Below are 20,260 nucleotides of genomic sequence, written 5' to 3' on the forward strand. Positions count from 1 at the left end.
TGACGGCCTTCGCCTTCTCGCTACTGCATGTTTCCTTAAATCGGAGCCGATTTAAGGACAAAAACATGCAGCAACTCAAAGTGTTACAGCGACCTTTGTGCGTCTGAAAAGACGCACGACGCTGTAGCGCGTCGGTTCTCGCGCAGCTCTTCGGAGACTTCATGTTCGGCATGTCGGTATTCCAGTCGGTGCTTGAGCGGCTTAATGCCGAGCGGGACATCGAGGAATTGGACGATCACAGCGGATCGCGCCTTGCCGGGGTAAACCTTGCGGCGGGATTCGTTGCCTCTACGTCGCCGGAAGCGACTGCGGCGTTCGGCACGGTGGACCGTGCCTATCGTGAACTGGCATCGGTCGACAGAGCCGCACCGCTCGCAATGCCCGATTATTTAAGGCGCACGAGCCTCGCCGAGGTCGCGGGCGAACTGGCGCTCAGTGGCCAGGAAAACTCGCTGACACTGGCTGCCAAACGCAGGCGCTTTGCCGCCGCTAACCATCCCGACAGGCTGCCGGCGGAATTCCGGGCCAATGCCACCGTCCGGATGAAGCTCGCCAACATGCTCATTGACGAAGCGGCGCGACGCCTCCCGCGCGACGGCAGGTCGAAATAGCGTTCATTTCGGTCCGTCAGCGGGATCCGTCTTGTCGTCGCCCGATTGCTTGGGTTTGTAGAAGATTAATAGAGCGCACGCGGTATAGGCAGTAACGGCGAGAAAGATCATGCCCCAAATCGTCTGATCGCTCATGAACTCGACTGCCGTCCAGACCGCGCAGAGACCGACGATCAACAGGCGGATCCACAAGGGCCGATAAAAGGGATGGTCCGGATCGATGAATTTGAGCATCTTGTCTCTCTGGCGGAAATGCATGGTCGAACGCTTGCCACCTTGTAGGGGCAAACAGTCCGCCCCTGCAAGCGCGCCATCGTAAACCGATCTTGACGAGCGCGCCGCAAATGGAATAAAAATTCCGAAATCAGAGAAATTGGCCTTTTCATTCCGATGTCGCGAGGAACTGCCGCAAGCAGGAGCCGGGATCGGGACGGCAGGCAAGGGAGAGAGGCAGGCGCTCAAAGCGCGCGAACACCAGCCACGATCGCATCCATTCACCGATATGCGGCACCGCAGTCCGCGACGCCTTTGCACGATGAGCGTCAATCATCGCGCATCCACCCGGTTGCGAACCGGAATTCGAGAGAGACAGAGATGACAGTGAGATTTGGTCTTCTGGGCGCCGGGCGCATCGGCAAGGTTCACGCAAAAGCCGTCAGCGGCAATCCCGACGCCGTGCTCGTTGCGGTTGCCGACGCCTTTCCGGCCGCGGCCGACGCAATCGCCAAGGCCTATGGCTGCGAAGTGCGTACGATCGACGCCATTGAAGCGGCTGCCGATATCGATGCTGTGGTTATCTGCACGCCGACGGATACGCACGCCGATCTGATCGAACGTTTCGCCCGCGCCGGCAAGGCGATCTTCTGCGAAAAGCCGATCGATCTCGATGTCGAGCGCGTCAAGGCCTGCCTCAAGGTGGTGTCGGATACAAAGGCCAAGCTGATGGTGGGCTTCAACCGCCGCTTCGATCCGCATTTCATGGCCGTGCGCAAGGCAATCGACGAAGGCAGGATCGGCGAGGTCGAAATGGTGACGATCACCTCGCGCGATCCCGGCGCGCCGCCGGTCGATTATATCAAGCGCTCGGGCGGCATCTTCCGCGACATGACGATTCACGATTTCGACATGGCGCGCTTCCTGCTCGGCGAGGAGCCGGTTTCGGTCACGGCAACCGCCGCCGTGCTTGTAGACAAGGCGATCGGCGAGGCCGGAGACTACGACAGCGTCTCCGTCATATTGCAGACGGCATCCGGAAAACAGGCGATCATCTCGAACTCTCGCCGCGCCACCTATGGCTACGACCAGCGCATCGAGGTTCACGGATCAAAAGGCGCGGTCTCGGCGGAAAACCAGCGTCCCGTCTCCATCGAAATCGCCACAGGCGAGGGTTATACGCGCCCGCCGCTGCATGATTTCTTCATGACGCGCTACACCGAAGCCTACGCAAACGAGATCGAGAGCTTCATCGCCGCGATCGAAAGAGGCGCGGAGATCACTCCCTCAGGCAAGGATGGCCTTGCCGCGCTCGCGCTGGCCGATGCGGCCGTAAGGTCTGTGGTCGAAGAGCGCCTGATCAGCGTCGCCTGACCTGCTGCACGAGTCCGAGCCGAGACCGGACGCGCAAGCGCCCGGCCTCGGACTTTCCAAGTCACGCCTCCGCGCGTAGCAGCGTGCCGTTGGCTGGTGACAAAGCGCCGGCGGCGCTCGGCGCAAGTCCCGGCCGACCGGAAAGGAATCCTTGTATCTGCAAGCATCCCTCATTGATGATGATCTGCTTCTGCCGTTCCGTTTCGACGCCCTCGGTCACCACCGGTAGGTTGAGGCTGTGGCCGAGCGCGATGATCGCGCGGATGATGGCCTGAGCTGCTGGATCCCTGTCGAGTGCGGCCGTGAAGCTGCAATCGATCTTCAGCTTGTCGAACGGGAACGTCTGGAGATTGCTGAGCGAGGAATGTCCGGTGCCGAAGTCGTCCATGACGATGCGCACGCCGAGCAGGCGGAGCCGGACGAGCATCGCCAGCACGTCTTCCCTGTTGTGCATCAGCACCGCTTCGGTGATCTCAAGTTCAAGCCGCCGAGGCTCGAGGCCTGTGCGCTGCAAAATGCCTGCGATCCGATCGAAGAGGTTCGGAAGCAGAAACTGGACCGGCGATATGTTGACGGAAACGGGCAAAGGTTCGTTCCACCGGACCGCCTCCGAGCAGGCCTCTTCCAGCACCCATTCGCCGATTTGGATGATCGAACCGCTTTCCTCGGCAATCGGGACAAATACGTTCGGACCCACAAGGCCGCGGTCCGGATGCCGCCAGCGCAACAGCGCTTCGTATCCGATGGTCCTGTTGTCGCGGACATCGACAAGCGGCTGATATTCAAGGAAAAGCTGCCGCCTGGCGACCGCGTGCCTGAGATCGTTCTCCATCTGGCGCCGCGCGCGCACCGCCTGATCCATGTCGGCGTCGAAGAAGCAGGCGACGCCCTTGCCGGTTTGCTTGGCACGGTAGAGCGCCGTGTCCGCATTGTTGTAGAGGCGCTCCGCGGTCGTACCGTCGGCGGGGTAGATTGCGACTCCGATGCTCACGCCGACGGCCATGGGATCGCGATTGCTATCCATCTTCTCGGCAAAGAGCCTGAGGATCCGTTCCGACAACTGCCGCGCCGCTTCGGGCTGGGTGCCGCCGGGCTGCACGATCGCGAATTCGTCGCCGCCGAGCCGCGCGATCGTGTCGGCTTCGCCCGCGGCCGCGCGCAGGATATCGGCGACCTTGCGCAGGATCCGGTCGCCCTCGCCGTGACCGAAGATGTCGTTCATGGCCTTGAAGCGATCGAGGTCGAGACAGAGGATGGCGAGTTGTTCGTCCTTAGCCTCGGCGGCGGCGAGCGCCTGCTTCACCCGTCGGTCGAACGAACTGCGATTGGAAAGGTCGGTCAGCGCGTCGTGATGGGCCAGGTACTCGATGGTTCGTTCGGCCTGCTTGCGGGCGCTGAGATCGCGCACGAAGATCACGTCACATTGCCGGCCGCGATATTCGATGGTCCGGCAGATGTATTCGACCGGTATCCGCCGCCCCTCGGCATCGAGCAGGTTGACCTCTGTGGAGCCGTCGCTTCCGCGGCGGCCACCCGATATGTGCCGCTCCGGTACCTGCGCGAAGAATTCCTCCGGTTTCCTGCCCACAAGATCGCTGACCCTGCAGCCGCACAGACTGGCGAAGCGCTCGTTCGTGTCGATGATTTCATGGTCGCGAACGATCACCATGCCCTCAAGCGAGGCATTCGCCAGTCCGCGCAGATCCGTCAGGTGACGGTCGATGAAGAGCGCTCCGAAGACCATGAGAATGAGCGTCGTCGACGCGGCGATGACGCCGCCGGCGAGCCAGACCGTTTTGAAACCACCCGCCGCTGGTACACTTGGATCCGGCACGAGCGTAACGCCGCTCATCGAGGTGAAATGCAGGACGCAGATCGCGAGCACGAGCAGAAAGGTCGACGCGACCAGCCTGTGCGCGCCCTTGAGAGCTTGGAATGCATGAAGGGCAAGCGCGGCAAGCAGCGTGCCCAAAAGGACAGCAGCAAGGCTCGTGCCGGGATCGAAGCTAACCTGACCCTGACTGTGTACGGCACGCATACCCGTGACGTGCATGGCGGCAATGCCGAGACCGAGCAGGAGGCCGCCGCGAGCGAGCGCATAGGGGGAAGTTCCGGCCAGGCCGACCGAAAAGGCGATCCAGGACGCGGCGATCGCGACCACGATCGACAGCGTCGTGCCTTGCGGCCCATAGGCGATCGGAATGCCGCCGTCATAGGCCAGCATCGCGATGAAGTGCGTCGACCAGACGCCGACGCCGCAGGCAAAGGCACAAGCCGCGGTCCAAAGACGTCGCTGGCTGCCGTCGCTGCGCTGCGCGCGCTGCAATAGCAGCATCGTCGCCATGCTGCCCGCAAGACAAACGAGCGCCGCCACGACAATCAGGCGCCAGTCGTGGTCATTGTTTATGCATGCAATCACTGAGAACATTGCTGTCTCCCGAGTCGGCGACAGCTTCGCAATGAGAGGCTAAATAACCGTAAATTGTAGCCCGTACAGAACTCGCCTCTGAAATGTCGGGGAGCAGAACGATTGGATTCGGCGGTTGGAACGCAGACGGCATCGATTTCAAGCATGCCCCGTGGCGGTAACGTCGCCGTCGATCGCGCCGAGTGCCCGGTCGAGATGACCATCGAAGACGAGCCGCTGCTCGTCGGCGACGACCGTTATCTCCGGTGGCCCTTGCAGGCGCACCTGCGACGACTGCGCGAGGCCCTCCTCCATGCCCTTCTGAAGGAGATCGAAATAGCGCGTTCCCTGTCCGGTAACGAAGATCGGCATCGGCTCGTACAGGCTGAGCATGCGGGAAATGCCGTTGCCGAGCGCGATGCCGGCCTGCCGGAAGGCGTAACCGGCCATGCGATGTCCTTGACGTGCACTGGCCCCGATCTTGTCCATCTCCGAAAGCGGCACGAATTTCGCCGGTATCGTATCGGGCGGCACCTCGAAGGCGGTGCGCAGGATGCCGTAGAAACCGGCGGCTGCCTCGATGCAGCCGTAGGCGCCGCAACGGCAAAGGCCGGCGGATGTCGCATGCAGCATGTGACCGAAATTCGGTGCGGAGACGTCGAGCTCGCCCGTCCGGCCTTTTCTCGCCAGGCCGAGGCCTATACTGTGGCCGAGCGATACGGCGGCGAGTGCCTTGCAGGCACCTCCCTTCTCCTCGGCCCGGACGGCGAGCGCATGGGCAACCAGCAAGCTCTCGTTGCTGAGCATGATCCGCGCACGCCAGTCCGCACCCAGCAGCTTCACGAAATCGAGTTCTTCACTGCCGAAGACCGGCGACCAGATGAGCCGCGCGCCGTCGGCCCCTACCAGCCCCTTGCTGCTGATGGAGATGGCAAGCACCTCCTCCTTCGCGATGCGGGAGCGGTGAAGCAAGCGGTCAAGTGCCGCCGCAAACAGGCGCCCGAAAGCGGCGGTGCCGGTCAGGTCGTGGTTTCGTGCCTCTTCGAAGCGGTCAAGCAGGACACCGCCGTAATCGGCAAGGGAATATTGCACGATATCCGACGAGATCCGCACGACGATCACATAGCCGCAGTCACGCCGCGGCGCGAAAAGCACGCGCGGCCGCCCCCTTCCGCCCTGCACATGCTGCTCGATCTTGCCGATGACCCCTGCACGCTCCAGCTCAGCCGTGATGACGGAGACGGTGGCCGAGGCAAGGCCGGTCTGGGAGGATATTTCCGTGTGTGAGAGGGAGCCTTTCCGGCGAAGTGCTGCAAGCACAAGGGCGCTGTTCTGCTGACGCACAAGTTCAGTGCTGGACTTCGTCAGCATTGCGCATCCCTGCCGGTGACGGATCCTTCGAACACACGCTCTCCCAAAGCATCTGTTGAACGGAAAAAAAAGGCTACTGTTCGAAGTGCCACAGCAACCCTTGTGCGTCTGAAGGGACGCACAGCGCTCCAGGAAGCCCCTTGTTGACAGCCTTCTAAAACTCTGACATCTATTTTCTCGACTGTCGAGAAAAAACGTCCGCATACAGTGACGGCAATGTCTCGGCAGCGTGTTCACGGCTGGTCGGGGATGCGTGCGGGAGGTTCGTGCGCGCGGCGCAGTCATCTGGGAGGATAGAATGAAATCCATTTTGAAGCTGATGGCAGGGGCTGCCATCATCGCATCGGTGCATTCCGCGGCGATCGCCAAGGATCTGGTCGTCGGCGTTTCCTGGTCGAACTTCCAGGAAGAGCGCTGGAAAACCGACGAAGCCGCCATCAAGGCCGCGCTCGAAGCGTCCGGCGACAAATATATCTCCGCCGACGCCCAGTCTTCCGCTGCAAAACAGCTCACCGACATCGAATCGCTGATCGCCCAGGGCGCAAACGCCCTGATCGTGCTTGCGCAGGATTCCGACGCAATCGCGCCTGCAATCGAAAAGGCCACCGCCGAAGGTATTCCGGTCGTTGGCTATGACCGTCTGATCGAGAATCCGGACGCCTTCTACATCACCTTCGACAACAAGGAAGTGGGCCGCATGCAGGCGCGCGAAGTGTTCAAGGTGAAACCGGAAGGCAACTTCGTCTTCATCAAGGGCTCCTCCGCCGACCCGAACGCAGACTTCCTCTTCTCCGGGCAGATGGAGGTGCTGAAGGAAGCTGTTGACGGAGGCAAGATCAAGAACGTCGGCGAGGCCTATACGGACGGCTGGAAGCCGGAGCTTGCGCAGAAGAACATGGAGCAGTTCCTGACCGCCAATGACAACAAGGTCGACGCGGTCGTAGCTTCGAACGACGGCACGGCGGGCGGCGCGATCGCCGCGCTTTCGGCGCAGGGTCTCGCCGGCTCCGTTCCGGTCTCCGGGCAGGACGGCGACCACGCCGCACTCAACCGCGTCGCACTCGGCACGCAGACGGTTTCCGTCTGGAAGGACGCACGCGAGCTCGGCAAGAAAGCCGCGGAAATCGCCGCTGCCCTCGCCGGCGGCAAGACGATGGACGAAATCGAAAGCGTGCAGACCTTCAACGGCGGGCCGAAGGGCGTTGCCATGAAATCCGTCTTCCTGGCGCCGATGGCGATCACCAAGGATAATCTCAACGTCGTCATCGACGCCGGCTGGATTTCCAAGGAAGCCGCCTGCCAGGGCGTCGCTGCCGGCTCCGTCGCCGCGTGCAACTGACGGACGGGCACTTGGATTGACCTCAAAACGCCGCAACGCAACCGTTGCGGCGTTTGCATGAGGCCGCAACGGTTTTGCATGCGGGGTGACAGGATTGCGGCATCGCCGCCCGAGATGACCGCATGAGTACACTGCATGATTCCTTAAGTCGAAACCGGCTCAAGGACAAAATCGTGCGGCAATTCGAAGTGTTACAGCGACCTTTGCGCGTCTGGTTGGGCGCGTGGCGCTGTAAAAAACAGTGGGGGAACGGCGGCCATGGCCGACACAACGAATACCGCACACTTCAATAGCGCGCGCAGCGCCGTCGAAAGCCCGGTGAAGCGCTTCTTCCGCGCCACCGAAATCGACACCCGCCTCTTGGGCATGGTCGGCGCGATGCTGATCATCTGGATCGGCTTTGATTTTCTTTCCGGCGGGTTGTTCCTCACGCCGCGCAATCTCTGGAACCTGTCGGTGCAGACCGCCTCGGTCGCGGTCATGGCGACGGGCATGGTCCTCGTCATCGTCACGCGCAACATCGACCTGTCGGTTGGCTCGATTCTCGGCTTCGTCGGCATGATCATGGGCGTGCTTCAGGCCGAACTCCTGCCGCAGGTCCTCGGCTTCAACCATCCGGCCACCTGGATCATCACGCTCGCTGCAGGGCTTGCGCTCGGCGCGGCAATCGGCGCCCTGCACGGCATGATCATCGCCTTCCTGAACGTGCCGTCCTTTATCGTGACGCTCGGCGGGCTGCTCGTCTGGCGCGGCGCTACCTGGTTCGTGACGAGCGGCCGCACCGTCGCCCCCATGGACTCGACCTTCCGCCTGATGGGCGGCGGCACCGAAGGCTCGATCGGCGCGACGGCAAGCTGGATCGTCGGCGCCCTCGCCTGCCTGGCGATCGTCGCCAGCATCATCAACGCCCGCAAACAGCGCAAGCGCTTCGGTTTTCCCCGCCGTCCGGTCTGGGCCGAATACCTGCTCTCGGCGGTCGGCTGCCTCCTCGTTCTCGGCGCGGTCGCGATCGCCAACAGCTATCCCTGGCCGACCAACATCGCCCGCAGATTCGCAGACGCAAACGGCATTGTCTGGCCGGAAGGCGGCCTCTTCATCGCCCACGGCATCGCCATACCCGTGCTGATCGCGATCATGATCGGCATCGTCATGACCTTCATTTCGACGCGCCTGCGCTTCGGCCGCTATGTCTTCGCGATCGGCGGCAACCCGGAAGCGGCCGAGCTTGCCGGTATCAAGACGCGCTGGGTGACGGTCCGGATCTTCGCGCTGATGGGCATGCTCTGCGCGGTCGCTGCAGCGATCTCGACGGCGCGCCTCAACGCCGCCACCAATGCGCAAGGCGAACTCGACGAGCTCTATACGATCGCCGCGGCGGTCATCGGCGGCACTTCGCTCGCCGGCGGCATGGGGACCATTGCCGGCGCCATGCTCGGCGCGCTTGTCATGCAATCGCTGCAATCCGGCATGGTGCTGCTCGGCATCGACAGTCCGCTGCAGCGGATCGTCGTCGGCGTCGTGCTGGTCACCGCCGTCTGGCTCGACACCGTCTATCGCGCCCGCGCCAAATAATCAGGAGTCGAACAATGACTGAACAACGCACTCCGCTTGTGGAAATGAAGAACATTTCCATCTCCTTCGGCGGCATCCATGCGGTGGACAACGCGTCCGTTGATCTCTATCCCGGCGAGGTCGTCGCCCTGCTCGGCCATAACGGCGCCGGCAAGTCGACGCTGATCAAGATTCTTTCCGGCGCCTACAGGCGCGATGCCGGCGAGATCCTGATCAACGGCGAGCCCGCCGAAATTCACAATCCGCGCGACGCGAAGAAATACGGCATCGAGACGATCTACCAGACGCTCGCAGTCGCCGACAATGTCGATGCCGCCGCCAACCTCTATCTCGGCCGGGAGCTCCGCACCGCCTGGGGAACGCTCGACGACGTGGCGATGGAGGCGAAGGCGCGCGAGGTGATGGGCCGCCTCAACCCTAACTTCCAGCGCTTCAAGGAACCGGTAAAGGCGCTTTCCGGCGGCCAGCGGCAATCGGTGGCGATCGCCCGCGCCATCCTCTTCGACGCCCGCATCCTGATCATGGACGAGCCGACCGCAGCCCTCGGTCCGCAGGAAACCGCACAGGTCGGCGAGCTCATCAAGCAGTTGAAGCGCGAAGGCATCGGCATCTTCCTGATCAGCCACGACATCCACGACGTCTTCGACCTCGCCGACCGCGTCTCGGTGATGAAAAACGGCCAGGTCGTCGGCCACGCCCGCACCGAGGACGTGACCAAGGACGAGGTGCTCGGCATGATCATCATGGGCAAGGTGCCACCGAAGGCGATCCCCGGCCCTGGCGCCATGCAGATGGCGTAAGCGTTCGGGCAGGCGCAATCCATCATGCCGCGTCTCCGGACGCGGCATTTTTCTTCGGCCACGGCCGCCCCAAACGATGCGCCGCAACCACAGCCCCGCGGCGAAAGCGCATTTCCCCGCAATCTCCTGCAATTGACCATTGAAGCGACACGCAAGCTAGGCTAAGAACCGCTCACAGCCTGCTTCGGCGGCCCTGCCGCCAACGGATGCACCCGTAGCTCAGCTGGATAGAGTGTTGGATTCCGATTCCAAAGGTCACAGGTTCGAATCCTGTCGGGTGCGCCATTTTCCTCATGTCTGCGTCGCCACATAAGCGCGGACTCGTACCCGCGGTTCGCGGACTCTAGCCACCATAAACGCGGACTAGCTTTCTAAAATCGTCAAACGCGTCTCGCTGGTCGTGGGGTCAATGTGGCCATCCGCACCGATCGCACGCGGGCGTCAACCGCCTCCTCCGCCCCTGGACGAGCATGTCTGAGGCTGTTTTCGCCTCTTTGAAGCCGAATCCTTGCGTGTGCTCAAGGTTTGGAAAAACGTGGTTGATTTTGGGTTAATCGCCCCAAACGACCGCCTTTGCCCCTCCAAGCAGCCGTACCTGTGAGTAAACGCGCCCAAGCGGTCTCTTGGCATTGACGCCGCAAAAAGTCCCGTCACGACCCGTTGCGGTCATACGGATGAATGACCAAGAGGTCTGGAACTCTGGAAAAGCGGACGCTGATCAGGGCGCTCAACGCCCCCAAAACGCACCTGTCCGCCTTTTCATACGGATCGGACAGCGCTGCGTCCGGGCGGTTGACGGGATATATTACGTCGGAGACCTTCGCAGCGAGCTTATCCGGGCCATTCTGCTTGAGGAGCGCGCGGAAGCTTGGATGCATTCCACCGTCCTAGTAGGCGAGTGACCTGGGTGCCGACGCAACTCTCACCAGATCGGCAATCTTGCGCTCGTCCGAAGCCTGCCTTGCGACTACAGCGTGATCGGCGACATCTAGCCGCTTCGGGCATTCGGCCAAAGGGTCCGGAGCACTTCTCCTTCAAACTCCGCATTAAAGACGTAGCGCCGTGAGCAGGACGCGACCTTCGGCTCGCGGCGGCGCGCGCTTCGAATATGTCAGCGCCTTCCTTGAGGTTTTTTCAGAACGGCATGTTCGGATTGTCGCGATGCGCGACCAGATTTTCAGGCGTCATCCGGGCGGATAGGCCTGGACCTGGAATGCGCCCTGCCCGGCTCCAAATGCGCGGCTCGCAACTGCGTAGATCTCCCCCACTCCCTGGTCGGTGCGCGCGTAGCAGCCCAAGGATGAACGAGCGCCGTGAACCATCAGCGCCTCTCCGCTGTAGCCGAGAGCGCTTTCCAGCCTGTCCCGGACTGCCTGTAGCTGTTCGGCGGCGATGCGGTCTGCGTCGGCGCAGGGGCGTTCCGGATGCTCGCTGAGGTCGATCAATTCGCGGATCGCCTCGATCGTCAGACCCAGCTCGCGCGCCTGCTTGATGAAGGATAGACGCTCCTGCTCGCGACAAGATCGCCCGTATGAGAAAGTTGCAAACAGAGCTGGAGCGTATAGCCACGCACTGCCATAGCAGCCAGATTCGCGACTGCTATGTCATTCAGGCGCTGGCAAACCACGAGCTCTGCGAGACTGATCACGCCTGAGCGGCTATCCGGAAGGAAGTCATGCGGGCGAGGAACCGTTTGAACGCCTTCTTCTTAATCCGCTACTCGATCGGCACGGCGTAAAGCGCTACTCGCTTTCGGACGATTCGATATCCCATCTGCGCGGCGATTTTTTCTTCGAGTGCATTGAGGCGAGGTTCGGAAAATTCAATGATCTTGCCGGTCGAAATATCGATGAGATGATCGTGGGCCGCGGTGATCTCGTAACGCGCTTTGGCCGATCCGAAATGATGCGCGCTAACGACCCCAGCAGCGACCAAATGGCTCAAGTTTCTGTAGACCGTTGTGAGAGAGACGCGCCTTCCCCGCGACCGCAGCCGTTGGTGCAGCGTTTCGGCATCCGGATGATCCGGTCCGGCAATGAGCGCCTCGAGGATGTCGCGCAGGTTTGCAGAGGAGCGTAATCCGCGCTGCTGGCACCGGCTCTCAAGTTCCGCCAGTGAAAGCTCATCCATTGCTACACCACGAAATCCACGAGAAGCTCCCGGAACTTGTCGTTCCACGAAAACCACCGTTATTGCAGTTGCAAATCATTTGCATATAACTGTCCGCTCATCAACGCGCAAGATGATAGACAAGACCTCACGGTCGAAAGAAATAGAAACGGAGCTGGAGACCACGACCTTTGCGAGATCGATCACGCCTGACTGGGAACGCGGCGCGATGAGGTGGAGCGGGCGAGAAAGCCCTTGAACGCCTCGAGCGTCTCCGCGCTGGCATGATGTTCCATCCCCTCCGCGTCGATGCGCGCCGTTTCTGGCGACACACCGATGGAGCAAAGGAAGGATTCGACGATCTGGTGCCGTTCGCGGCAAAGTTCCGCGAGCTTCCGGCCGGCTTCGGTGAGAAAGATGCCGCGATAGCGGCGCTGCTGGATGTAGCCCTCGGAAATCAGCCGCTTCAGCATCTTGGCGACCGTCGGCTGGGCCACCCCGAGGCGCTGGGCGATATCGACCTGACGGGCCTCTCCGCCGTCCTCGATGAGGTCGGCGATAAGTTCGACATAGTCCTCGACGAGCTCGGTGCGGCGATTGTTCCGCGTCTGACGGAAGCTTTCGACCTGCGCGTCGGCATTGATCAGGGCCGTTTCGAAGGCGTGCCCGATTTTCTCATGCTTCGACAATCCAGATGTTCCTTGTACGGAATTGCTACGACTATGAGATAATATAGCCAATGCTATTTTTCAATCCGTGTTGGAACATTCATTGCGGGCCAGAACCCCGCAGCGCTTAGCTCTTCCATCAAATTATAGCACTTGCTATAATCCACTCACCATGCTCTATTTCATCTAAATTGCTAATGATAGATTGGAGCCAACATGCTTAGATGGGCGCAGGCGGCATTGAGCAGAAGGAGCCTGCTGTTGGGCGGCGGCGCGGCGACGATCGGCGCGGCAGCGATCTGCTCAACCAAGACGGCGGCTCAGGAAACGCACCGCTATCATGCCGCGGCAGGTGCACCCGAAGTCGCAGCCTCTGGGCCTTCGCACCAATCGGCGCACGGCGCGATGATCACCGTCGGCAGCGTCGACAACGAGCGCAACGGTTTTCACCCGACGAAGATGCTGACGGATTGGTATACCGGAATCGTCACCGATCTGCCGGATGGCCGTAAGCTCCGGACGTTCGAAATCACCGCCGAAGACAAGGAGATCGAGATCGCGCCGGGCGTGTTGTTCCCCGCCTGGACGTATAACGGCCGAGTGCCAGGCCCCGCGCTTCGCGCAACCGAAGGCGAGCGGCTCAGGATCGTCTTCAGGAACAACGGATCCCATCCCCACTCAATGCACTTCCATGGCATTCACGCGGCTCGCATGGACGGAGTGCCCGGCGCGGGCGTGATCGCGCCCGGAGACGAATTCGTCTATGAATTCGAAGCCAGACCTTTCGGCTGCCATCTTTATCACTGCCATGCCCTTCCTCTGGCGAGGCACATTCACAAGGGTATGTACGGTATCTTCGTCATCGACCCGGACCCGGCGCGTCACCCAGAGAATGCCGAAGTGGCAAAATCCCGCCTCCTCGGTTCGCCGGAAAATGCGGAATGGCAGGAGATGGCGATGGTCATGAACGCCTTCGACACCACTTTCGATGGTGAGAACGAGTTCTATGCCTGCAACACCATCGCCCATTGCTATGCCAAGGAACCGATCAAGGTCGAAAAAAGCCGGCCGGTGCGGATCTATCTGGTCAACATCACCGAATTCGATCCGATCAATTCGTTCCACCTTCATGGGAACTTCTTCGATTACTTCGACCAGGGGACGACGCTGACCCCGACGCTGCGGACGGTCGATCTCATCATGCAATGCCAGGCACAACGCGGCATCCTTGAGTTCACTTTCAAGGAACACGAAGCCGGGCTGTACATGTTCCACGCCCACCAGTCCGAATTCGCCGAACTCGGCTGGATGGGGATGTTCGATGTTGTGGAGACGCTGTCATGAACGAGAACCCGCGCAACTTTCCTCCCGTCTCCACCGTCGCCTCAAGCCCCCGACACCTTCTCTGGCTCGTTTTACCGTTAATCGTCCTCGTCGCGGCCGTGCTCTGGCTGTTGCAGACCGATCCTCTGCGAGGCTTCAACGACGGCGCTCCGCCTGTCGAGAACCTGACAGTCGAACGCACTGTGCTCGATCAGGACGGTCTGCGGCTCCAGGTGCGCGCCGGCGGATCGGAACCGATGACGATCGCGCAGGTGCAGGTCGACGCCGCCTACTGGCAGTTCACTCAAGAACCCGCCGGAACGATTTCCCGCGGCGACACCGCCTGGGTGGTGATCCCGTTTCCCTGGGTTCTCGGCGAAGCGCACAAGGTGACATTCGTCACCAATACAGGCGCGACCTTCGACCATGAAATTCCGGTCGCCGTCCCGACGCCGAAGGTCAGCGGAAGCAGGCTGGTCTCCCAGGCCCTCCTCGGTGCCTTTGTCGGCATCCTGCCCGTCGCGATCGGATTGCTGTGCTACCCGGCGCTCCGCGGAGCCGGCCGCAGCACCATGACCTTTCTGCTGGCCATGACGGTCGGCCTGCTCGCCTTCCTGCTCGTCGACACCATGATCGAAGCGCTGGAGTTCGCGAGCCAGTCGGCCGCGGTCTTCCAGGGCAGCGTGATGGTAGTCCTGATATCGGCTGTGACCTTCATGGCGCTCGTTGCGATCGGCCGCCGCCACGGTTCTCCGACGGGGCTTGCGCTGGCGACCTATATCGCCATCGGCATCGGACTGCACAATTTCGGCGAAGGCCTTGCCATCGGGGCGGCTTTCGCCGCCGGATCGGCGGGGCTCGGGACGTTCCTGGTGCTGGGCTTCACGCTTCACAACATCACCGAGGGCATCGGCATCGCCGCCCCCATCCTGAAGATCCGACCGAAGCTCGGTCATTTCGTGGGTCTGACAATGCTGGCCGGCGGCCCTGCGGTGCTGGGGATCTGGCTCGGCAGCCTGGCCGTCGCGCCCCAATGGACGGCAATCGCGTTGGCAATCGGCGCGGGAGCCATCGCGCAGGTTATTGTTGAAGTCACCGCTCTTGTCGGGCGTAGCGAGAGCGCCCGCCTTGATTACGCACGAATTCTCAGTCCTGCGGCGTTCGGCGGCATCGCGGCCGGGCTCGCGTTCATGTATGTGACGGCCATGCTCGTCAAGATCTGACGCCCATCCGCCAACCAGGGCGACCGCTGGTCCTCACCGGCGCCAAAGCGATCGCTGCGACCGGCCGAGCGCTTCTGACCGTTCTAATGATGGATATAGTCGGCTCGAGGGCGGCTTTGAGCCATGGGAGATGATCGGTGGCGAGCGGTCCTGGAACACCTCGATGGGAAGGTGAGCGCACGTGTGCCGGCATTCGGCGGACAGAAAATCAAGCACACCGGTGACGGCTATCTGCTGGCATTCACCGGCCCCACCCTTGCCATCGAATGTGCCGAGGCCCTGGCGGGACGCGAAAGCGCTGGGGCTGGATTTGCGGACCGGCATACACTGGAGAGTGCTGGCGGCGCGACGATGATTTGAGCGGTCTCGCCGTGCACCTGGCTGCGCGAATTATGACCGAAGCACCGCCCGGTTCGATCTTCGTTTCCAGGACCGTCAAGGACCTGGCAGTCGGTTCCGGCCTGCGCTTCGCCCATATCGGATCTCGAAACTTGAAAGGTATTCCCGAAAGCTGGGAGATTTACGTGGTGGAGCGTTGAGGCCGACTTTCGCCTAACCACCTCGCCTTCTATGAGGGAACGTCCTCTCGCCGATGCCGCTCCAGCCAGGCCTTCAGCGCAACCGCATTGTTCCGCTGTTCATCGCGCGCCGCGTAAAGCAGCGTCACCGGCCCCTCTCCGAGACGTTCGAGAAGATCGCTCACCGCCGCCTGCGCCGTCTCACCTTCGAGTTCCACGGCGTACGCCGAGCAAAACTCATCCCAGTTTTCAGGCTTTCCGTGGAAGCGCTGGCGCAGCGCGTCGCTCGGCGCGATGTCCTTCAGCCAGAGGTCGATCCGCGCCTTATCCTTGGCAATACCGCGCGGCCAAAGCCTGTCCACAAGAATGCGCGTTCCGTCGCCCGCCTCCGGCGCCTCGTAAATACGCTTCAATTGGAGTGATGCCATCCGCGCCCCCGCTTATGCAAGAATTCGCGGGCCGGCCGGTCACCGGCCCGCGAACAAGCTTGTGCCCCAAACCTGCAGCGCGCCGTGCGTCTTTTCAGACGCACAAAGGTCGCTGCAGCACTTTGAATTGCTGCATGTTTTTATCCTTAAATCGGTTCCGATTTAAGGAAACATGCAGTAGCGAAGCTTCCCTAATCGCGGATGAACGTCTGGATCTCGTCGGGCGTGACCTTGCCGTCCCTGTTGACGTCCACCTTGTCGAAAATCCGCCTGTGGATGGTGCTGATCTCCTCGAATGAAAGCGCGCCGTCATTGTCCGCATCGGTGATTGCGAACATGATTTTCATCATCTGCCGGTGCATCTGCATTCCCCTCATCCGATCGCGATGCCTCATACGGTCCCCACGCATTCCGTCCCCTCGCACCCTATCCGGCCGATCCGCTTGCACGTCCTGGTCGGGCATTTCCTCGGGCTGCGGAGCCGCGTCGGTCGCCTGTGCAGCAGCGAAGGTCGTTGCGCTGATGGTCATCAGCGCAGCAAGGGCGGCCACGGCTGGCAATCTCATTGGTGACATCTGAATTCCTCCTCCAGATTGGCCTACAGCGTCGTGCGTCTTTTCAGACGCACAAAGGTCGCTGTAGCACTTTGAATTGCTGCATGTTTTTGTCCTTAAGTCGGCTCCGATTTAAGGAAACATGCAGTAGGTCAGGTTTGTTGAAGCGGCTTCATCATCCGCAACAAAGGCACGGCCGTGCCGCCGCGGTCGTCGGATACCCGCTCCACCGGCTGGTAACCGCAAGCACGGTAGAGAGGTTCCCCCGCCATCGTCGCCATGAGTTCGACGCGGCTGAAACCTTCGGCGCGCGCAGCCTCCTCGCAGAGCGACAGTATCAGCCGGCCGACACCGCGGCGGGTGAAGTCCGGATGCGTGTACATGGCGCGCACCCGTGCCGGATCGGTCGTAGGATCGATCAGCGCCGCGTCGCGCCCCGGCGAGCGGTCTCCGCCATAGAGCGTCGCGCGACGGCTCCAGCCGCCGCACCCCGCAATGACACCATTCTGCTCGACGATAAAATAGGTGCCGTCGTCGATGAGTTGCGTATCGAGGCCCATGATCTTCCGGCTCGACGCGATCTCATCGGCATTCAGGAACGGCTTCTGCAGTTCGGAGATGGCCGCGTCCATCAGCGCCGCGAGAGCCGGAAGATCATCGCGGGTCGCCAATCGATGCTCCAGGGCGCCACCGGCCATGACAATGCTCCGCTGCTTATCCGTTCGCCAGATCGGAGGCCGCGGCCGCGCTGCGAACCGCCCGCCACGCCGCTATGATCGCATCTGTGGCCGTCTCCGCGGCCCGATCATCCGTCAGCCATGAAATGACGGAAACGCGCATTACCTTCCGGCCGCGCCAGGTCGCGCCGCCGGCAAAGCAGAGGCCGTCGGCCTGCACCCTCTCGATCGTCCGCTGGGTCAGCCGATCGGCCTCGTCCTCCGAGGCTCCCGCGCCGAAGCGCACCAGAAACTGATTGAGCATCACCTCGTTCAGCACCGTGATGCCGTTCTCAGCGCTCAATCTTTCCGCCATCGCATGGGCGATGCGGCAATGCCGCTCGATCATGGCTGCAATGCCCTCGCGGCCGAGGTGCTTGATCATCGCCCAGGTCGCAAATCCGCGGGCGCGACGAGAAAGCTCCGGCACGAAATGGCTCGGATCGCGCTCGCCTTCATGGCTCGGCGGCAGATAGCTGGCGGCAATCGTCATTGCCCGGCGATGGGCCTCTTCGTCACCAACGATGGCGTAGCCGCAATCATAGGGCGTTTGCAGCCATTTGTGGCCGTCTGTCGCCCAGGAATCGGCTTTGTCGGCGCCGTCGGCGAGCGCCTTCTTTTCAGGGCAGGTGCGCGCCCAGAGACCGAAAGCGCCGTCGACGTGGATCCATGCGCCGATCCGCCTGGCGACGGGGATGAGGGCGGCGAAATCGTCGAACGCGCCGGTATTGATCTGCCCCGCCTGGAGTATGACGATGCACGGGCCGGAGACCTTGCCGGCCGCTTCGGCAAATTTCGATGGAGCGATCCGCCCCATGTCATCGGTCTTCAGGCGAAAGACGCGATCTTGCCCCAGCCCAAGAAACTGCAGCGCCGAAAAAACGGTCGTATGCGCGTCGTCGCCGATCAGCACGGTAATCGGCGGCGCGCCGAACAGACCCTGCGCCTCGACGTCCCATCCGGCCTTCCTCAACACGTCGCCCCGCGCCGCCGCAAGGCAGACGAAATTGGCCAATGTCGCGCCGGTCACTAAACCAACGGAGCTTTCCCTCGGCAGATCGAGAAGATTGAGCAGCCAGTCTCCGGCGACCGCTTCGGCCGCGGCCGCGGCTGGTGCCGCATGGTGGTTGCCGGCATTTTGGCCCCAGGCGCTCGTCAACCAGTCGGCGGCAACCCCGACGGGGTGCGACCCGCCGATCACCCAGCCGAAAAACCGCGGGCCGGTCATCGCGTGCAGTCCCGGCTCCGCCTTTCCGGCAAGTTCCTCGATCACCTCGGGCCCGGAACTTCCTCCTTCGGGAACGGGCTCGCGGAACGCCTCCAGCGAGGCGAGATAGGAGACCTGCGGTCTCTGCGGGGCTTCGGATATCCCGTCGCGGAAGCGCGTCGCATGTCTTGCCGCGCGAAGAAAAAGATCGCTCACCGACCCGCCGCTCATCAAGCGCCTCCCTCAGGTGAGGCGGCAACGCCGCCGCACCATTGCGATTGAACCTATCGTCCTTCCGAGCGTCACGCTCCGCAGTACGTGCGAGCCGCAACACCTCTGCCCTATATGTCTCCGACCGCACCGGTCTGCCTCAGGCAGCCCCTCGCTCCTCGACCGGCCGCACATTCTGGTTCATGCGGAACAGGTTCTGCGGATCGTATCGCCGCTTGACCTCGACGAGCCGATGATAGTTGCCGCCATAGGCGGCCTCGACCCGGTCGATCTCGTCCTCAGGCATGAAGTTGATATAGGCGGTCCCGGCGGCATAGGGCTTGGCCGTCTCGAAGAGCCGGCGCGCCCAATCGATACAGGCCTGGTCCATTGCCGGTTCGCGCCAACGGGCGTGAACGTTCATGACGAAATGGGCGCTGCGCTGCGGAAATGCGGTGTCTTCCGCCGCAACACGCCCGGCGGCCCCGCCGACATGGGCGATGAATATTTCGCATTCCGGCCCGGGCAATTGCCGAACGGCATCGAGGAGAATGCCGATCGTCGTGTCGGAAAGCTCCATGAAATCATGGCTCTTCCAATAGTTGCGGGCACCCGGCGTCAGCAAGGGATCGAACGCCTGCTGCCAGCCGACGAAGGGGCTGGGACCGACGACGTCGGCGATCGGGTTTCCGATCGAGCGCAGGCCCCCGGTCGCCTTCTCCCCCACGTCGGGATCGCCGCAATAGCACATGGCGAGGACCAGGATCTCCTTGCCATGCCACTCCTCGGGGAGAAACGGCAGCGGCGGCGCCTGTCGCATCACAGCCCAGCAGGTCAGTTCATCCGGCGCGCTTTCCAGAACTTCGCGATATTGCTGGAGAACCTCTTGGGCGTCGGCGAAGGGATGCACGACGAGCCCTGCAGTAACCTGCGGACCAAACTCGTGAAGCTCGAATTCGAAGGCTGTGACCACCCCGAAATTCCCGCCGCCGCCCCTCAGAGCCCAGAAGAGGTCGCGATGCTCCGTCGGGCTCGCGCGCACCAATTCGCCATTCGCAGTCACGACATCGGCCGAAAGCAGGCTGTCGATGGTCAATCCGAGCTTGCGCGTGATCCAGCCGAATCCGCCGCCAAGCGTCAGGCCGGCGATGCCGGTGGTGGAGTTGATGCCGGTCGGCAGTGCCAGCCGAAACGCCTGCGTTTCCTTGTCCACATCGGCAAGCGTCGCGCCGGGCTCGACCCAGGCCCGTTTCGTCGCCACATCCACGCGCACTGATTTCATCGGCGACAGGTCGATCATCAGACCGCCATCGCAGATGGCATTGCCGGCGATATTGTGCCCGCCGCCGCGCACCGAGACGAGCAGCTCATTCTCCGCCGCGAACCGAACCGCATTGATGACATCGGCGGCTCCGGCGCATTGCACGATCAGCGCAGGCCTGCGGTCGACCATGGCATTCCAGATGGCGCGCGCCTCGTCATAGGCTGGATCGGTCGCGTTCAGCACGTGGCCGCGCTGCTGCCCCGCGAGTGCCTCGATCGCTGCGGCGCTGATCATCGTCTTTCCGGCGTGCAGATTGGTGAGGCTCATATCATTCATGATTCGCTCCTCCCGCG

19 protein-coding genes, 1 tRNA gene and 1 pseudogene are annotated in these 20,260 nt (G+C 62.1%); 10 read left to right on the plus strand and 11 right to left on the minus strand.

Translation table 11 applies throughout. The features are described 5' to 3' along the window. Window positions 1–161: 161 nt before the first annotated feature. Complete coding sequence (locus PYH37_RS24640) at window positions 162–611, plus strand: hypothetical protein (RefSeq protein ID WP_280734081.1); 450 nt, start codon at window positions 162–164, stop codon at window positions 609–611. 3 nt (window positions 612–614) lie between these two features. On the opposite strand, the gene PYH37_RS24645 is transcribed toward PYH37_RS24640, so the two are convergent. Then, window positions 615–845, minus strand: coding sequence for a hypothetical protein (locus PYH37_RS24645; protein WP_280736153.1), 231 nt, complete (start codon window positions 843–845; stop codon window positions 615–617). 360 nt (window positions 846–1,205) lie between these two features. On the opposite strand from PYH37_RS24645, the gene iolG reads away from it, so the two are divergent. Further along, a complete protein-coding gene (gene iolG, locus PYH37_RS24650) occupies window positions 1,206–2,198 on the plus strand; it encodes an inositol 2-dehydrogenase (RefSeq protein WP_280734082.1) in 993 nt (330 codons plus the stop codon). A gap of 61 nt (window positions 2,199–2,259) precedes the next feature. Here the strand turns inward: iolG and PYH37_RS24655 are convergent, their stop codons facing one another. Together PYH37_RS24655 and PYH37_RS24660 are read right to left on the minus strand one after the other, a co-directional pair. Then, window positions 2,260–4,626 (minus strand): bifunctional diguanylate cyclase/phosphodiesterase, encoded by a 2,367-nt coding sequence (locus tag PYH37_RS24655; protein ID WP_280734083.1) that lies wholly within the window; start codon window positions 4,624–4,626, stop codon window positions 2,260–2,262. A gap of 138 nt (window positions 4,627–4,764) precedes the next feature. Beyond that, window positions 4,765–5,976 carry an ROK family transcriptional regulator gene (locus tag PYH37_RS24660; protein ID WP_280734084.1) on the minus strand — a complete coding sequence of 404 codons (1,212 nt, stop codon included), beginning with the start codon at window positions 5,974–5,976 and terminating at the stop codon, window positions 4,765–4,767. A 298-nt stretch (window positions 5,977–6,274) separates the two neighbouring features. Between PYH37_RS24660 and xylF the strand changes: the two genes are divergently transcribed. The 4 genes from xylF to PYH37_RS24680 all read left to right on the plus strand — a co-directional run bounded on the left by xylF (window position 6,275) and on the right by PYH37_RS24680 (window position 9,972). Then, complete coding sequence (gene xylF / locus PYH37_RS24665; RefSeq protein WP_280734085.1) at window positions 6,275–7,315, plus strand: D-xylose ABC transporter substrate-binding protein; 1,041 nt, start codon at window positions 6,275–6,277, stop codon at window positions 7,313–7,315. Window positions 7,316–7,573: 258 nt separating this feature from the next. Further along, window positions 7,574–8,887, plus strand: a complete 1,314-nt coding sequence (locus tag PYH37_RS24670; RefSeq protein ID WP_280734086.1) for a sugar ABC transporter permease — start codon at window positions 7,574–7,576, stop codon at window positions 8,885–8,887. Window positions 8,888–8,901: 14 nt separating this feature from the next. Further along, a complete protein-coding gene (locus PYH37_RS24675; RefSeq protein WP_280734087.1) occupies window positions 8,902–9,687 on the plus strand; it encodes an ATP-binding cassette domain-containing protein in 786 nt (261 codons plus the stop codon). Between the two features lie 208 nt (window positions 9,688–9,895). Continuing rightward, window positions 9,896–9,972, plus strand: a tRNA-Arg gene (locus PYH37_RS24680). Window positions 9,973–11,036: 1,064 nt separating this feature from the next. Here the strand turns inward: PYH37_RS24680 and PYH37_RS24685 are convergent. The 3 genes and pseudogenes from PYH37_RS24685 to mntR all read right to left on the minus strand — a co-directional run. Next, window positions 11,037–11,195: pseudogene (locus tag PYH37_RS24685) on the minus strand (MerR family DNA-binding protein); the annotation flags it as partial. Between the two features lie 208 nt (window positions 11,196–11,403). Next, complete coding sequence (locus PYH37_RS24695) at window positions 11,404–11,817, minus strand: Fur family transcriptional regulator (RefSeq protein ID WP_280734088.1); 414 nt, start codon at window positions 11,815–11,817, stop codon at window positions 11,404–11,406. Between the two features lie 182 nt (window positions 11,818–11,999). After that, complete coding sequence (mntR, locus tag PYH37_RS24700; protein WP_280734089.1) at window positions 12,000–12,485, minus strand: manganese-binding transcriptional regulator MntR; 486 nt, start codon at window positions 12,483–12,485, stop codon at window positions 12,000–12,002. A 195-nt stretch (window positions 12,486–12,680) separates the two neighbouring features. Here mntR and PYH37_RS24705 point away from each other — a divergent pair, with 195 nt between their 5' ends. From PYH37_RS24705 to PYH37_RS24720, 4 genes are all read left to right on the plus strand, one after another. Then, the gene (locus PYH37_RS24705; protein WP_280734090.1) at window positions 12,681–13,808 is read left to right on the plus strand and encodes a multicopper oxidase domain-containing protein; all 1,128 of its coding nucleotides are present in this window, start codon (window positions 12,681–12,683) and stop codon (window positions 13,806–13,808) included. After that, window positions 13,805–15,010, plus strand: a complete 1,206-nt coding sequence (locus PYH37_RS24710) for a ZIP family metal transporter (protein ID WP_280734091.1) — start codon at window positions 13,805–13,807, stop codon at window positions 15,008–15,010. Before PYH37_RS24705 ends, PYH37_RS24710 begins: the two co-directional genes overlap by 4 nt. 171 nt (window positions 15,011–15,181) lie before the next feature. After that, on the plus strand, window positions 15,182–15,370 hold the full coding sequence (locus tag PYH37_RS24715) for a hypothetical protein (protein WP_280734092.1): 189 nt from the start codon (window positions 15,182–15,184) through the stop codon (window positions 15,368–15,370). A 32-nt stretch (window positions 15,371–15,402) separates the two neighbouring features. After that, window positions 15,403–15,549: a hypothetical protein gene (locus PYH37_RS24720; protein WP_280734093.1), complete on the plus strand. Its 147-nt coding sequence runs from the start codon at window positions 15,403–15,405 to the stop codon at window positions 15,547–15,549. A 29-nt stretch (window positions 15,550–15,578) separates the two neighbouring features. On the opposite strand, the gene PYH37_RS24725 is transcribed toward PYH37_RS24720, so the two are convergent. The 5 genes from PYH37_RS24725 to PYH37_RS24745 form a co-directional block, all read right to left on the minus strand. Further along, window positions 15,579–15,956: a DUF488 domain-containing protein gene (locus tag PYH37_RS24725; protein WP_280734094.1), complete on the minus strand. Its 378-nt coding sequence runs from the start codon at window positions 15,954–15,956 to the stop codon at window positions 15,579–15,581. A 191-nt stretch (window positions 15,957–16,147) separates the two neighbouring features. Next, the gene (locus tag PYH37_RS24730; protein ID WP_280734095.1) at window positions 16,148–16,531 is read right to left on the minus strand and encodes an EF-hand domain-containing protein; all 384 of its coding nucleotides are present in this window, start codon (window positions 16,529–16,531) and stop codon (window positions 16,148–16,150) included. Between the two features lie 131 nt (window positions 16,532–16,662). Beyond that, window positions 16,663–17,208, minus strand: a complete 546-nt coding sequence (locus PYH37_RS24735; protein ID WP_280734096.1) for a GNAT family N-acetyltransferase — start codon at window positions 17,206–17,208, stop codon at window positions 16,663–16,665. 16 nt (window positions 17,209–17,224) lie between these two features. Continuing rightward, window positions 17,225–18,664, minus strand: a complete 1,440-nt coding sequence (locus PYH37_RS24740) for a pyridoxal phosphate-dependent decarboxylase family protein (RefSeq protein ID WP_280734097.1) — start codon at window positions 18,662–18,664, stop codon at window positions 17,225–17,227. A 139-nt stretch (window positions 18,665–18,803) separates the two neighbouring features. Next, complete coding sequence (locus tag PYH37_RS24745) at window positions 18,804–20,243, minus strand: FAD-binding oxidoreductase (RefSeq protein WP_280734098.1); 1,440 nt, start codon at window positions 20,241–20,243, stop codon at window positions 18,804–18,806. Between the last annotated feature and the right edge of the window lie 17 nt (window positions 20,244–20,260).

It is taken from the genome of Sinorhizobium numidicum (genome assembly GCF_029892045.1).
In the GTDB taxonomy this organism is placed as follows: Bacteria; Pseudomonadota; Alphaproteobacteria; order Rhizobiales; family Rhizobiaceae; genus Sinorhizobium; species Sinorhizobium numidicum.